The organism is Parvimonas pharyngis, from assembly GCF_046569675.1.
In the GTDB taxonomy this organism is placed as follows: domain Bacteria; phylum Bacillota; class Clostridia; order Tissierellales; family Peptoniphilaceae; genus Parvimonas.
The window spans coordinates 17925-32063 of the sequence record NZ_JBKICJ010000001.1; the positions used below are offsets into that span (position 1 = coordinate 17925).

Below are 14139 nucleotides of genomic sequence, written 5' to 3' on the forward strand. Positions count from 1 at the left end.
TACAATTATTTTTTATTATATTTCTTTACAAAATTGTAAAGTGTTTTTACTGGAGTTCCACTCGCTCCTTCAGGATTTGTTCCCCAAGCTGAACTAGAATATGAAGGACCTGCTATATCTAGATGAACCCATGGAGTATTTTCAACAAAGTGTTCTAAGAATATACCAGCAGTTATTGCTCCACCTGATCCAGGACCAGTAGAATTTAATAAATCTGCAATCTTTCCTTTAACACTTTCTCTGTGTTCCTCAAAAACAGGAAATCTCCATAAATATTCTCCCATAAAATCTGCTGATTCTTGAATTTTTGCATATACTTCATCGTTATTACTTACAGCACCAATTACTCTTGAACCTAATGCATAAATACAAGCGCCTGTTAAAGTTGCTACATCAACTATACATTCTGGATTTAATTTTGATGCTCCATAATAAAGAGCATCTGCTAATGTTAATCTTCCTTCAGCATCAGTATTTATTACTTCAATTGTTGAACCTTTCATAGAAGAAATTATATCTCCATTTCTATATGCGCTACCATTTATCATGTTTTCGCAAGATGCTACAAGAGCAATTACATTTCTTTGAACATTCATTTTACCAACTGCATACATTGTTGAAATAACTGCTGCGCTACCGCCCATATCAGTTTTCATATCAACCATTCCAGTTGCAGGTTTTATTGCATATCCACCAGAATCATAAGTTAGTCCTTTACCAACTAATACAATCGGTTTTTCATCTTTGTTTGGTAGATGTTTCATAATGATAAATTTAGGCGGTAAATCACTACCTCTAGCAACAGAAAGGAAAGCTTCCATTTTTAAAGATTCAATTTGTTTCTTTTCTAAAACTTCAACTTCAACTCCAACTTTTTCAAGTTCTTCTTTAGCAAAGTTTGCTAATGTTTCTGGATAAATATCATTTGCTGGTCTATTTACAAGATCTCTACACATAAATACAGCTTCCATTAGTGCGTTTATTTCTTTGATTCCATCTTCAACATGATCTAATTTGTTTTCTAGAACTTCAAAGAATACTTCGCAGTCATAAGCGTCTTTTTTATCTTTTAAGAAATTGTCAAAATTGTAAGTAACATTTACAATCCCTTCGATTATTGCTTCAGCAGTTAATTTGTAACAAAGTCCATCAAAATTTTTGATTTCTATATTGCAAGATTTTACCTTATTAGCTTTTAAACATTTACCTAGTGAAAGGAAAGCTCTTCTAATATTTTCAAGAGAAACTTCAGATTCTTTTCCTAATCCTAATAAAATTATATTTTCAGTATTTGGTCCTAGATTAGAAAAAATTTCTCCTCTTTTACCATCGAATAATTTGTTTTCATTAACATATTCTTTTAACTCTTTACTAATTCCTAAAATGTCATTTCCTTCAAAAAAATAAAGTACTTTAACTAATCCAGAATTGCCAATTTTAAATTCCATATATTACCTCCATAGTTAAATTAGATATAAATATCTTACTTATATAATAACCAAAAATTAAATTTTTTGCAATAGAAAAGGACAACGTTGTTGTCCTTTTTAAAAAACATGAAAACTAATAGTTGCCATAATTATTCCCGAAAGAATTAATCCTAAAATTGCAGAAAAAATACTTGTTTTAAAATCTATATCTAAAATACTTGCAGCTAACATACCTGTATATGCACCAGTTCCAGGAAATGGGATTCCAATAAAAATTGCAAGAGCAATTAAAATTCCGCTTTTTCCAGATTTTTTTAAAATTTTTTCTCCTGCTTTATGTCCTTTTAATAAGATTTTTTTACAAAATTTTCCAATAAATCTTTTATCTTCTCCCCAGTGTAGAAACTTCTTTGCAAGAAAGTAAACAAATGGCACAGGAATTAAATTCCCTAAAATAGCTACTATGTATGAATTTATAATTGGAAGTCCCATTGCTTGAGAATATGGAATTGCACCTCTAAGTTCAATAATAGGTACCATTGAAATTAATAACACATAAATATATTTTAACATAACTCACCTTAAACTAATTAATAATGTATATATTCTACCATAAAAATAAGATAAAAGATATATTAAAAAATTTTTTAAAAAAGGTATTGCATTATTTTTAAATTATGATATAATATATATGTTAATTTTATAGGCTACCCAAGACCGTAGGGACGATTGTTTAAAAATCCTACATAGGTGGAAATACTTTATTATGTATTTTTTTCTCTACTCTTGGTAGAGATTTTTTTATATGTAGCCTTTAATGGAGGTGAAACGATGAAAGATTTTGTTTTAGAACAAAAACAAGCTGTTGTATCAGAAATTAGAGAAAAAATTGAAAATTCAGGTTCTTTAGTTTTAGTTGATTACAGAGGTTTAACTGTTGAACAAGTTACTAACTTAAGAAATAAGTATAGAGAAGCTGGAGTTCAATACAAGGTTTATAAAAATACTATGATGAAATTAGCTTTTAAAGAATTAGGTTTAGAAGATTTCAATCAATATTTAGAAGGACCTAGCGCAGTTGCATTCTCAGGAGAAGACTTAACAGCAGCGGCAAGAATTACTAATGAATTTGCAAAGTCAAATGAAAAATTAGTTATAAAAGCAGGTATTTTAGAAGGTAAAATTTTAGATAATAACGGTGTTAAAGCTATTGCAAACATTCCTTCAAGAGAAGTACTTATTGCGAAATTACTTGGCAGCCTAAAGGCACCAGTATCAAATTTTGTGTATATGTTAGATGCACTAAGAAAAAAGAAAGAAGAAGAAGCAGCTTAATGGTTGCGTAAAATTTTAGGAGGTATATTATGGATTTCGAACAAATATTAGAAGCAATTGAAAAATTATCAGTTCTTGAATTAAATGAATTAGTTAAAGCAGCAGAAGAAAAATTTGGAGTTTCTGCATCTGCACCTGTAGTAGTTGGAGCAGTAGCTGGTGGAGAAGCAGCTGCAGCTGTTGAAGAAAAATCAGAATTTGATGTTATTTTAGCATCAGTTGGAGCAGAAAAAATGAAAGTTGTTAAAGCAGTTAAAGATTTAAGCGGATTAGGCTTAAAAGAAGCTAAAGACATCGTTGATAACGCTCCAAAAGCTATCAAAGAAGGAGTTTCTAAAGAAGAAGCTGAACAAATGAAAGCTAAATTAGAAGAAGTAGGAGCTACTATTGAATTAAAGTAGGAATTACTTCAAATTAGATTTGAAATTAAAAGTGGATTTATATCCACTTTTTTTATTGTAAAAAAATAACTTAATATAATAAATATGTATAATTTAATACAATTATTCTGTATTTCTAAAAATATTTCGATAATAATTATTAAGTATTGATTTATTTTCCTTAAAAATATATAATAATAAAATAAGACTAATTAAGAGGGAGTACTTTTAGTTTACTAAAAGAAATAAGATATGAAGGTAAAAAGAGGAGATATTTTTTATGCTGATTTAAGCCCGGTTGTAGGTTCTGAACAAGGAGGAGTAAGACCAGTCCTAGTTGTTCAAAATGATGTAGGAAATAAATATAGCCCAACAGTTATTATTGCTGCCATTACTTCTCAGATGAATAAAGTCAAACTTCCAACTCACGTTGAAGTTTCAGCAGATTTTGGTCTTCCAAAAAATTCTGTTGTATTGTTAGAACAAATAAGAACAATAGATAAAAAGAGACTGAGAGAAAAGGTTGGATATACAGATGAGTTCTTTATGAAAAAAGTTAATGAAGCACTATTAAGATCTGTTGGAGTTTAGTACATAGAGGGAAAATATGCTTGAATTGGTAAAAAACATAGAATTTGTGAAGAATAAAAAATTAAAAGTAAATAAAATAGGTGAAAAACAATTTATTTTAGAAAATGATGATGAAAAGTTTTTTTTGAGTTTATTTCCATTTGGTAAATTTTCAAAGATAAATAAAATTTTTGAGTGTTTAAATGATTTTTCTAATGATTTCTCTAATATTCCATATTCAGATATTGGAGTTTTAAATGATAAGTTTTGTTATAGAATTATTCCATATATTGTTGATGAAAAACATAATTTATCTGATGAAGAAGCATATTCTATTGGATTTAAAATTGGGAAATTTATTTTTGAATATCATAGAAGATTTCAAGGTTACGATTGTGGAAGATGGAATAAACATTATAATTATAGAATTAATAAATTTCTTCATAGATATGGACTTGGTAAATACAGAGGAAATTTAGACTATGTTCTTTTTGATTTTTTAGAGAAAAATAGATATTGTTTAAATGATAGAATTTGTACCACTATTATAGGCATTAACGGACTTGATGATATTAGAGTTTCTAAAGACGGTAAATTTCAAATAATAGAAGAATATAAAATTTTAAGGTCAGATGCTTATTTTGAGTTTAGAAATTTTAATTTAGATTATGATAATAATGCTAGCTTATTGACTGGGATAGTTGATGGTTACTTTAACAATAATGTACCAAGAATATTTTTTAAACTATTAGGAGTATATACTATAATTGAAAATTTATATGATTTTTTTGTTGAAAACAAAGATTTAGATGATGAAGTCATTAATGATAAGATAGAAAAAATTAACTACGTTTATGATGGATTTTCAAGTATTTATCCTATTTGGTATTTAAGTCATAAAAGAAATTAGTAGAAGTTGGAGAAATATGAAGAAATTTAATAGAAGTATTATTTTATTGTTATTATCTTGTTTAATTTTTGTAGCTTGTTCAAATAAAAGTGAAAATTTAAATTCAAAAAATGAAACATCTAGTTTGAAAAAATTCTCAAAATCTTTTTTTGGAGTTTTTGATACAGATGTAGTTTTTACTGCTTATTGTGAAAATGAAGATGAGTTTAATAAGTATTTCAAAGTATTGGAAGAAGATATGAAAAGATATCACAATCTTTACAATTCATTTGAAAATGCTAGTGAGAATAATATAAAAACTATAAATGACAATGCGGGAAAAGAACCAGTTAAAGTTGTTAAAGAAATTATAGAGCTTTTGGAATTTTCAATAGAAAATTACAAAAAATTATCTGATAAAAATAATATTGCAATAGGAAGTGTAACTTCTCTTTGGAAAGCAGAAAAGGATGCAGCTATTGATCTTAAGGGAAAACTTCCAGATGATAATAAAATAAAAGAAGGGTTAAAGCATACTAATATTGACAATATTGTAATTGATAAGAAAAATAATACAGTTTTTCTAAAGGATAAGGATATGAAACTTGATGTTGGAGCTATTGCAAAAGGCTATTCAGTAGAAAAAGTTATGAATAAGTTAAAGTCAATGGGTTTAAAATCTGCAATAATTTCAGCAGGTGGAAATGTAAAAGCTATAGGAAGTCCTTTAGAAAAAGATAAAAACAAATGGGGAATAGGAATTCAAGATCCTAAGTTTGATTCAGAAAAAGTTGATATAAAAGAAGTCATTTATACAGATGAAACTAGTGCTGTAACTAGTGGAGATTATCAAAGATTTTATTATGTTGGTGACAAAGCGTATAATCATATAATAGATCCTGAAACAGGTTATCCTAAGGATAAAATAAAAAGTATAACTGTATTATGTAAAGATTCGGGGCTTGCAGATTTTCTTTCAACAAGTCTATTTTTAATGGATGTAGAAGAAGGAAAAGAGCTTCTAAAAAAAGTAGATGGTGCAGAGGCATATTGGATACTTTCTGATGGAAGTATTCATTATACAGAAAACATGGAAAAACTTTTAAAAAGTAAAGGTGCTACAAATAAATAATATATAACTAAAAGCTAGAATAGTATCCTAGCTTTTTTTGATTTCTTCATGTTTACAATTTGGACAAATAACTTTTATTTTTCCTTTACCTTTTGGAATTCTTAGTTCTTGTTTGCAATTTTTACATTTAAAGTATATGTAATTTTTTCTATCTTTTGATGAAAATTTTAATAGTTTTGAATAAAATGGAGAAATAAAATTAAAAAATTTTAATTGTTCCATTGCTCTTTTTCTTTTATTTTTAGATAACATTCTAAAGATTGCAATAGAAAATAAAACTAATGAAGTTATCGTTAAAACATTACTGTTTTTAAACAGATTTATTATAGCAAATCCCATTGAAAAGTATAAAATAATAGTGTTCAAGATATCTCCGCCATATCTATCTTTCATAAAATTTAATATTTTTTCTTTCATATATATCTCCCTTTTTAAATAGTAATTTTTAAGTATTTTTTATATACCCATAAAAAATAGTATATTAATCTGTTTGATATTGTTTAAAATTTGTGATAGAATAAAATTAATATAATGTATTAAATACAGAGGTGGTTTATGAAAAATTTTGGAATAAGTGTAAAATTTCAATATGATATAGATGGTTTTTTAGAAAAAATTGATGAATTTTCTGAAAATGATAATTATGGTTTTTCTCTTGAAGAGATAGATGGGAATATAGTTTTAAATTTTGAAATGATTCCTTATCTTTCATTAAATTTTAATATTGATGAAGAAATAGAAATGAGAGCAGAAACTTGTTATTATGGAGCTGGCTATCATATTATGGTAGTTGATTTTCTTAATGAGTTGTTTTCCTTCTTAGGATGCAAGTTTGAAATTAAAGATGATACAGGATATTATACAGATAATAATTTAGAAAAATTAGAAAAACTTTATTTTGATTGGATTAAAGATAGAGCTGAGTTAATTTTAAATAATAAAAATGATATTAGAATTAGATCAACTTTAATGGATAATCAAAAAACTTTTCCAATTACTACAGAAGATTATGTCTGTACTTATTTAGGAATAATATCTTTGACTGAATTTGAAGATTTATTTAAAAATGATTTTGAAACTTTTTGTAAGAGAGTATTTTTATTCAACGAAAAAGTAGTAGATCCTTTTTCTGATGAGAATTACTTGTTATACCATATTTGGAATAGTTTAAAAGATTTAACATTGGTTGATGATTTTGATGAAAGATTATCTATGGTAATGTTTATGTTTGAAAATCTTATTGAAAAAAATATACAGATACACTTGCCTCAAAAGTATGCTAGAGAAATTTATAAATACTTAGGCGTTGAAAAATTCTCTTCATCAAATTTTGCGTATAGAAAAGTTAGATATGAAGTAGGTTACCATTTTTATGATAAATTTATTAGAAATATAGATTTCTCATTAAGAATACCTAGCTGGTTTCAATATAACGAAAAAATTAAAGGCTATTTAACAACAGATAATGCAATATTTTTAAGTGAGTTTGTAAGCCATGAAGGATTTGAGTTTGATGAAAAATTCTTATCTGAAAACAGTTCAGATGATTATAAAATTTTAATTTTTGATACAATAAATAAAAATAAATACTTCCTTGGATTTGAAAATACTGACGATGAGTATGGATATGTTTCTACACAAAACAATGTTGATATGAATTGCGAAGAAACAAACTGTCAGATTATTGATGTAAAAAGAAATAAAATGTATGAAATTTGTGTTTTAGGAACTGAATCAATGGACATAATAAAACATATGACGGAATTAATATAGGAGATAGATGTTTTATGGATACGAATGGGAGAACTAAAGAGGAGATTTTTAATATTTTAAAAGAGAGAATTGTAACTTTACAATATGAGCCCGGAAAGATTTTAAATGAAATTGAACTGTCAGAGGAATTTGAAGTTAGTAGAACTCCTATTAGAACAGTTTTTCAACAGTTGGAAGCGGTTAAATTAGTTTCTATTGTGCCAAGATATGGTGTTCAGGTTGCCACTTTGGATTTTTTAAATATAAAAAAATTATTTGAAGTTACTAAGGTGTTAGATCCACTTGCAACAAAACTTGCAGTTACAAGATTAACTGATGATGATAGAAAGAAACTTAGAGAAATAGTTTTAACTTTAGAAACTTATGATACAACTAAGAATTATCAAGAGGCTATTTTACTTGATGAGAAGTTTCATAAAATAGTAACAAAATCTTGTGGGAATCCTTGGCTAATAGATATTTTAACAGATTTACATTGTCAAACAGAAAGATTGTGGCATTATTGTGATTTGTATTTCAGTGATATGGAAATTTTTACAAGAACATTTAAAAAAATTGTAGAAGCTTTTGATAAGAAAGATGAACAGATGGCAGAACAATATGCGAAAGAACATATTGAAGACTTTGTAGAAAAAATAAAATCAGCATTATTATAAAAGTGATTAGTTTACTAATCACTTTTTCTTATGGATAAAATTAGATAAAATTGGATAAAAAAGTCATTATTGTAAAAAATATGCAAATTGAAGATAAAATTTGCATATTTTTTTATAAAAAAATACATATATAAAACACTGAAATTTCAATATTAATAAATTTACTTGTTAAAATTATCAACAAGAAATTTAGCATTACAGAAAAAACACTAATTATTACATTTTCGAAACTTTTATCGTTGTAAAAAATGATTTTCATAAAAAAAATTTATGAAATAAAAAATATCTAATAATAGCTACTTAAAGAATAAGATATAACAAATAAACATTTTCCACAATAAAAAAACATATAAAATACAATTGAAAAACCTAAAAATATATATTATAATACATTTAACAAAGGAAGTGATTTATTTGAGTTTAAAAATTGTATCGAATAATTCTTTGGTAAAAGAAAAATTTGATAGTGTTGAATTTATTGATGGAAGTTATATTGATGTTTTAATAGCTACAAGAGATTTAATACATAAAGGATGCTCTTTAGTAAGTCATCCTTTGCCAGCTAGTATCAGAATGGTTTTCTCTTCAATTAGAAGTATTGTTATTGATGATGAAAAAACTTTTGATGAAGATAGCATATTAATAATTGAGGAAGCAATTGACAAGTATAACTTAACAATGAAGAATAGGAACATTGATTTTAAAAATGTTAAGGATTATGAAGTTGTTGATTTAATGCTAGTTGAAAGTGCATTAGAAGAGTATAAAGCACTTAGTAAGCTAGAAAAATAAGTGGAGGTGGTATTTTGAAACTTCAAATGAACAGAATCTTCATTAAAGATTTGGCGTTTGGTGAAGAAACTAAAGTTGAAAATCATACTTTATTTATTAACAAAGAAGCAATTGTTAATGAATTAAAGAAAGAACCAGGGGTTAAAGATATTGATATTGACTTTGCAAAACCTGGTGAAAAAGCAAGAATTATTCCGGTAAAGGACGTAATTGAGCCAAGAGTTAAAATCCAAGGAGCTAAAGGTTTTGCAGGAGTTACTACTGACGTAGCACAATTAGGAGAAGGAATTGTTAATGTACTTTATGGAGCAGCAGTAGTTACAATTGGAGACATTGTTGGTTTCCAAGAAGGTGTTATAGATATGTGGGGAGAAGGAGCTAAATGGACTCCATTTTCTAAGACATATAATATAGTTGTAGATATTAAAGTTGTTGATGGATTACATCCACATGAACATGAAGAAGTTGTTAGACTTGTTGGACTTAAAGCAAGTGAGTTGATTGGAGAAGCTGGAAGAAATGCTGCAATTGATGAAACTGTTGAATACAATATAGGAGATAATGACGAAGAAACTAAAAAATATCCTAATTTACCTAAAGTAGTTTATGTTGAAATGTTAATTTCCCAAGGATTACTACATGATGGATATATTTATGGAACATGTACAAGACAAACATTACCTACATTAATTCATCCAAATGAAGAATTAGATGGTGCTGTAATAAGCGGAAACTGTGTTGCTGCATGTGATAAGATTACTACTTACCAACATCAAAATAATGCATGTATCTTAGATCTATATAGTAGACATGGAAAAGATATCAATTTTGTTGGAGTTGTATTAACACCAGAACTTACTACATTAGCTGGAAAATATAGATGTTGTGATTATACAGCAAAACTTTGTAAATTATTAGGTGCTAATGGTGTAATAGTAAGTGAAGAAGGATATGGTAATCCAGACTCAGATTTAGTAATGATTTGTACTAGACTTGAAAAACAAGGTATTAAAACTGTTCTTGTAACTGATGAATGTTCAGGTTGGGATGGTATGAGCCAACCATTAACTGATACATCTAAAGAATCAGTAGCTGTTATTTCTACAGGAAATGTTAGCCATGTTGTTCATTTAGAAAAAGCTGATAGAGTATTAGGAGATTCAGAAGCAATTGCTAATTTAGCAGGTGGTTGGGATGGAGCATATAATCCAGAAACTGGAACTCTTGATTGTGAATTAAATGCTGTTATAGGAGCAACTTCAGAAATAGGTTATCATAACGCAACTGTTGAATTATACTAGAAGGGGTGAGAGTAATGAGTAAAAAAGTATTATATTATATAAACCAATTCTTTGGACAAATTGGTGGAGAAGAAATGGCTCATGTAGCTCCAACTTTTAATGAAAAAGCAGTTGGACCTGCAATGGGATTTGCAAATAATTTAGGTCAAGAAGCAAGTGTTGTTGGAACTATTATTTGTGGTGATAACTACTTTAATGAAAATTTAGAAGCTTCATTAGAATTTATAAAAGATGTAATGGATAAGGTTAATCCAGACATCGTAGTAGCTGGACCTGCATTTAATGCTGGTAGATATGGTATGGCTTGTGCTGGAGTTGCAAAATTTGTAACAGAAAAATATAATATTCCAGTTGTTACAGGAATGTATGAAGAAAATCCAGGACTTGATGCTTGTAAATCAATAGCGTATGTTGTACCTACTAGTAATGTTGCTAGTGCAATGGGTAAAGCTCTTCCAGTTATGGCAAAATTAACTTTAAAACTATTAAATGGAGAAGTTGTTAAACCTTTAGTTGATGGATATTTTGCTCAAGGTAAAAGACTTACTGTTATATCAGATAAAATTGGAGCTGTTAGAGCAACAGATATGTTAATGAAGAGATTAAAAGGTGAAGAATTTGAAACAGAACTTCCAATGCCAGTTTTCGATAAAGTGGAACCTGCAAAAGCTATTGTAGATTTATCAAAGGCAACAATTGCTGTTGTTACAAGTGGTGGTATTGTTCCATTAGGAAATCCTGACAAAATTCAATCAGCATCTGCACAAAAGTGGGGTAAATATGATATTTCTGCTTTAAGTGAATTAGGCAAAGATTATTGTACAATTCATGGCGGTTATGACCCTGTTTATGCAAATGAAATGCCAGATAGAGTAGCTCCAGTAGATATTCTTAAAGAAATGGAAAAAGAAGGAAAAATTGGAAAAGTTTATAAGTATTTCTATACTACTACAGGAACAGGTACTGCAGTAGGAAATTCTATAAAATTTGGTGTTGAAATTGGTAAAGAATTAAAAGAAGCTGGAGTTGACGGTGTTATACTTACTTCTACTTGAGGTACTTGTACACGTTGCGGTGCAACGATCGTTAAAGAAATTGAAAGATATGGTATTCCAATCGTTCATATGGCTACAATTGTAACAATTTCTAAATCAGTAGGAGCAAATAGAATCGTACCTACTGTTGCAATTCCATATCCAGTAGGGGATGCAAGTTTAGAAAAAGAAAAAGAATATGCTGTAAGAAGAGATTTAGTTGAAAGAGCAGTTGACTCTTTAGCAACATCTATTGAAGAAGCAACATTTTTCTAAAGAAAGATTTGTTTAAGTTATAATATTCCACTTACATTTATTTGTAAGTGGAATGTTAACATAAAATTTATAGGAGGATAAATTTATGGAAGAAAATAGAAGTAATTGGAACAGCCGATTCGGTTATATAATGGCAGCAGCAGGTTTTTCAATAGGATTAGGAAATGTATGGAGATTTCCTTACTTAGTTGGAACAAATGGTGGTGGAGCATTTGTATTAATTTACTTAGCTATTTGTGTATTAATTGGTGTTCCTCTATTTTATATGGAAGTTGCTTTAGGTAGAAAAGCAATGTCAAGTCCAATCGTTGGTATGAGAAAACTAACTAAAAAAGGTAGCCCTTGGGTAAGTTTTGGTTGGCTTGGAGTTTTAAGTGCATTTTTTATTTTAACTTATTACATAAATATTATGGGTTGGATAATGGCTTATATTGTTAAGATGATTACAGGATCCATGAAAGGATTTACTGCAGAACAATATACAGCTAGTTTCAATGATTTGATGGCTAGCCCAACTCAATTATTATTCTGGACATTTGTTTGTACAGTAATAATAGGTGTAATAGCTGCTAAAAATTTAAATTCAGGTCTTGAAAAAGCTTGTAAATTTATGATGCCAGCATTATTCATAATGTTGATTACAGTAGTTATTAGATCCGTTACATTACCAGGAGCAGCAGAAGGTATTAAATGGTATTTAAATGTTGACTTCTCTAAAGTAACACCTCAAACATTCCTTACTGCATTAGGACAATGTTTCTTCTCAGTTGGTATAGCAAGTGGTGGAGCATTTGTATATGGTTCATACTTAAAGAAAGATTCTAATATTCCTGAAGACGGATTAATGGTAGTTGGATTTGATACATTAGCAGCTTTAATTGCTGGTTTTGCAACATTCCCTGCAGTATTTGCATTAGGATTAAAACCAGATTCCGGTTCTAACTTATTATTTGTAACAATGTCAAATGTATTTATGAATATGCCATTTGGACAAGTGTTCGGATTTATGTTCTTCTTATTAATGTTCTTTGCAGCATTATCAAGTGCATTAGGATATTTAGAACCAATTAGTGCATCATTCTCAGATATGATGAAATTATCAAGAGCAAAAGGTACAATCTACGCTTTAGTATCAATCTTCGTAGTAGGACTTTCAACAATATTTGGATTAAATATAATGAGTGGAGTTAAAGTTTTAGGAAAGAATTTATTTGACTTTGCAGATTATCTATCAGGAAATATTATGATGCCTCTTGGTGCAATAGCATTAATTCTTTATGTATTATTTGTTTGGAAATTTGATAACTTTAAAGAAGAAGTTAACGTTGGAGCAAAAGGCTTAAGAGTTCCATCATTCTTTAAACCAATAGCTTATCTATTACCAATAGTATTAATAATTATATTTGTTACAGGATTAGGAATATTTTAATTGAGTACACAGCTCACCTATAAAATTTATAAAAAGACTCAGGCATACAGCCTGAGTTTTTTATCGCAAAATAAAAAAGTTTGTTCGATTTGAACAAACTTTTTTGTTTTAAATTTCGTTGAAAATCATATCGTTATTTATTCTAGTATAGAATAATTTTTTTACTGTTTCAAAGTCATTGTCAAAATTACCTAAAATCCACATAATCTTTGTAACTGTAGCTTCAGTTGTCATATTTTGAGATTCTAAATATGAAATTGAACTAATTCTTTTTCCAACTTCATAAACACTTACATCTGATCCTTCTTGTGGAACTTGAGTTGTCATTATTATTGTTTTTTGATTATTATATTCTTCAACTAATTTTTTTAATTCAGTTTCTATTGCCTTAGGGATTCCACCAACACCAAAACTTTCGATTATTATTGCATCATAGTTTTTGAAAATTTCTGGTAGAATTTTTGCAGTCATTGAAGGTATTAATTTTAATACAAATACATTTGTATTTAATGAATCGTAAAATTTTACTTCTTCATTAGAATCATCACTATTTATATATCTAAATATTTTTTCATCATGCATAATTGCAAGGAAAGGGAAATTTACAGATGAAAATGCATCAAAACTTTTTGTTCTTTCTTTCCTAGCTCTTGTTCCAGAAATTACCTTACCATCAAATACTATGCTAACACCTTTTGATGTGCTTTTAGATGCATACACTAGACTATTTAACAAATTATTCTTAGCATCAGTTATATGCATATCTATTGATTTTTGTGAACCCGTTAATACAATGGGTTTTTGACTATTTTGTATTAAATAAGATAATGCTGATGCGGTGTATGCCATTGTATCGGTTCCATGTGTAATAACAAAACCATCATATTTATCATAATTATCTTTTATTGCATCTTTAATTTTTAACCAATGTTCAGGTTGCATATCTGTTGAATCTACATTTAACAGGTTTATAGTTTCTATTTCAAAATCAAGTTTTGTAAAATTTAAGTATTCAAGTAATTTACTTGAATTGATTTGAGGTGTTAAGCCTCCATCTGTTGGCATTGAAGCTATTGTTCCACCAGTAGAAATTAATAAAATTTTTTTCATAAGTTAAGCTCCTATATTATATTTTCAATCAG

Annotated in this window: 15 protein-coding genes and 1 other annotated feature; of the genes, 11 read left to right on the top strand and 4 right to left on the bottom strand. The window is 28.1% G+C overall.

Annotated elements, in window-relative coordinates:
* Positions 1-5: 5 nt before the first annotated feature.
* Together ACLGL0_RS00080 and ACLGL0_RS00085 are read right to left on the bottom strand one after the other, a co-directional pair.
* Positions 6-1448 carry a leucyl aminopeptidase gene (locus tag ACLGL0_RS00080; RefSeq protein WP_411013192.1) on the bottom strand — a complete coding sequence of 481 codons (1443 nt, stop codon included), beginning with the start codon at positions 1446-1448 and terminating at the stop codon, positions 6-8.
* Positions 1449-1547: 99 nt separating this feature from the next.
* Positions 1548-2003, bottom strand: a complete 456-nt coding sequence (locus ACLGL0_RS00085) for a COG2426 family protein (RefSeq protein ID WP_411013193.1) — start codon at positions 2001-2003, stop codon at positions 1548-1550.
* 119 nt (positions 2004-2122) lie between these two features.
* Positions 2123-2241 (top strand) — a sequence feature (ribosomal protein L10 leader region).
* Positions 2242-2261: 20 nt separating this feature from the next.
* On the opposite strand from ACLGL0_RS00085, the gene rplJ reads away from it, so the two are divergent.
* The 5 genes from rplJ (at position 2262) to ACLGL0_RS00110 (ending at position 5736) form a co-directional block, all read left to right on the top strand.
* The gene (rplJ, locus tag ACLGL0_RS00090; RefSeq protein WP_313962333.1) at positions 2262-2765 is read left to right on the top strand and encodes a 50S ribosomal protein L10; all 504 of its coding nucleotides are present in this window, start codon (positions 2262-2264) and stop codon (positions 2763-2765) included.
* Between the two features lie 29 nt (positions 2766-2794).
* A complete protein-coding gene (gene rplL, locus ACLGL0_RS00095) occupies positions 2795-3166 on the top strand; it encodes a 50S ribosomal protein L7/L12 (RefSeq protein WP_269836873.1) in 372 nt (123 codons plus the stop codon).
* A 231-nt stretch (positions 3167-3397) separates the two neighbouring features.
* Positions 3398-3736 (top strand): type II toxin-antitoxin system PemK/MazF family toxin, encoded by a 339-nt coding sequence (locus tag ACLGL0_RS00100; protein ID WP_314557331.1) that lies wholly within the window; start codon positions 3398-3400, stop codon positions 3734-3736.
* Positions 3737-3752: 16 nt separating this feature from the next.
* Entirely contained in the window at positions 3753-4625 is an 873-nt protein-coding gene (locus tag ACLGL0_RS00105; protein WP_411013194.1) for a hypothetical protein, read from the top strand.
* A 16-nt stretch (positions 4626-4641) separates the two neighbouring features.
* Positions 4642-5736: an FAD:protein FMN transferase gene (locus tag ACLGL0_RS00110; protein ID WP_411013195.1), complete on the top strand. Its 1095-nt coding sequence runs from the start codon at positions 4642-4644 to the stop codon at positions 5734-5736.
* 27 nt (positions 5737-5763) lie between these two features.
* Here the strand turns inward: ACLGL0_RS00110 and ACLGL0_RS00115 are convergent, their stop codons facing one another.
* Positions 5764-6153: a hypothetical protein gene (locus ACLGL0_RS00115; protein WP_233055392.1), complete on the bottom strand. Its 390-nt coding sequence runs from the start codon at positions 6151-6153 to the stop codon at positions 5764-5766.
* Positions 6154-6291: 138 nt separating this feature from the next.
* Here ACLGL0_RS00115 and ACLGL0_RS00120 point away from each other — a divergent pair, with 138 nt between their 5' ends.
* The 6 genes from ACLGL0_RS00120 to ACLGL0_RS00145 all read left to right on the top strand — a co-directional run bounded on the left by ACLGL0_RS00120 (position 6292) and on the right by ACLGL0_RS00145 (position 12997).
* Positions 6292-7509 carry a hypothetical protein gene (locus tag ACLGL0_RS00120; protein ID WP_411013196.1) on the top strand — a complete coding sequence of 406 codons (1218 nt, stop codon included), beginning with the start codon at positions 6292-6294 and terminating at the stop codon, positions 7507-7509.
* A gap of 14 nt (positions 7510-7523) precedes the next feature.
* On the top strand, positions 7524-8165 hold the full coding sequence (locus ACLGL0_RS00125; protein ID WP_411013197.1) for a GntR family transcriptional regulator: 642 nt from the start codon (positions 7524-7526) through the stop codon (positions 8163-8165).
* Positions 8166-8570: 405 nt separating this feature from the next.
* Positions 8571-8957, top strand: a complete 387-nt coding sequence (locus tag ACLGL0_RS00130; RefSeq protein ID WP_313961958.1) for a GrdX family protein — start codon at positions 8571-8573, stop codon at positions 8955-8957.
* Between the two features lie 14 nt (positions 8958-8971).
* The gene (locus ACLGL0_RS00135) at positions 8972-10258 is read left to right on the top strand and encodes a glycine/sarcosine/betaine reductase component B subunit (protein WP_314557348.1); all 1287 of its coding nucleotides are present in this window, start codon (positions 8972-8974) and stop codon (positions 10256-10258) included.
* Between the two features lie 14 nt (positions 10259-10272).
* Positions 10273-11568, top strand: coding sequence for a glycine/betaine/sarcosine/D-proline family reductase selenoprotein B (locus ACLGL0_RS00140; protein WP_269836875.1), 1296 nt, complete (start codon positions 10273-10275; stop codon positions 11566-11568).
* A gap of 85 nt (positions 11569-11653) precedes the next feature.
* Positions 11654-12997 (top strand): sodium-dependent transporter, encoded by a 1344-nt coding sequence (locus tag ACLGL0_RS00145; protein ID WP_233055397.1) that lies wholly within the window; start codon positions 11654-11656, stop codon positions 12995-12997.
* A gap of 108 nt (positions 12998-13105) precedes the next feature.
* Here the strand turns inward: ACLGL0_RS00145 and ACLGL0_RS00150 are convergent, their stop codons facing one another.
* The gene (locus tag ACLGL0_RS00150) at positions 13106-14107 is read right to left on the bottom strand and encodes an asparaginase (protein ID WP_411013198.1); all 1002 of its coding nucleotides are present in this window, start codon (positions 14105-14107) and stop codon (positions 13106-13108) included.
* Positions 14108-14139 lie beyond the last annotated feature (32 nt).

What these genes read in the sequence shown, in the direction of transcription:
- ACLGL0_RS00080 (WP_411013192.1), bottom strand. Translation starts at nt 1,448, where the DNA reads ATGGAATTTAAAATTGGCAATTCTGGATTAGTTAAAGTACTTTATTTT.
- ACLGL0_RS00085 (WP_411013193.1), bottom strand. Translation starts at nt 2,003, where the DNA reads ATGTTAAAATATATTTATGTGTTATTAATTTCAATGGTACCTATTATT.
- rplJ (WP_313962333.1), top strand. Translation starts at nt 2,262, where the DNA reads ATGAAAGATTTTGTTTTAGAACAAAAACAAGCTGTTGTATCAGAAATT.
- rplL (WP_269836873.1), top strand. Translation starts at nt 2,795, where the DNA reads ATGGATTTCGAACAAATATTAGAAGCAATTGAAAAATTATCAGTTCTT.
- ACLGL0_RS00100 (WP_314557331.1), top strand. Translation starts at nt 3,398, where the DNA reads ATGAAGGTAAAAAGAGGAGATATTTTTTATGCTGATTTAAGCCCGGTT.
- ACLGL0_RS00105 (WP_411013194.1), top strand. Translation starts at nt 3,753, where the DNA reads ATGCTTGAATTGGTAAAAAACATAGAATTTGTGAAGAATAAAAAATTA.
- ACLGL0_RS00110 (WP_411013195.1), top strand. Translation starts at nt 4,642, where the DNA reads ATGAAGAAATTTAATAGAAGTATTATTTTATTGTTATTATCTTGTTTA.
- ACLGL0_RS00115 (WP_233055392.1), bottom strand. Translation starts at nt 6,153, where the DNA reads ATGAAAGAAAAAATATTAAATTTTATGAAAGATAGATATGGCGGAGAT.
- ACLGL0_RS00120 (WP_411013196.1), top strand. Translation starts at nt 6,292, where the DNA reads ATGAAAAATTTTGGAATAAGTGTAAAATTTCAATATGATATAGATGGT.
- ACLGL0_RS00125 (WP_411013197.1), top strand. Translation starts at nt 7,524, where the DNA reads ATGGATACGAATGGGAGAACTAAAGAGGAGATTTTTAATATTTTAAAA.
- ACLGL0_RS00145 (WP_233055397.1), top strand. Translation starts at nt 11,654, where the DNA reads ATGGAAGAAAATAGAAGTAATTGGAACAGCCGATTCGGTTATATAATG.
- ACLGL0_RS00150 (WP_411013198.1), bottom strand. Translation starts at nt 14,107, where the DNA reads ATGAAAAAAATTTTATTAATTTCTACTGGTGGAACAATAGCTTCAATG.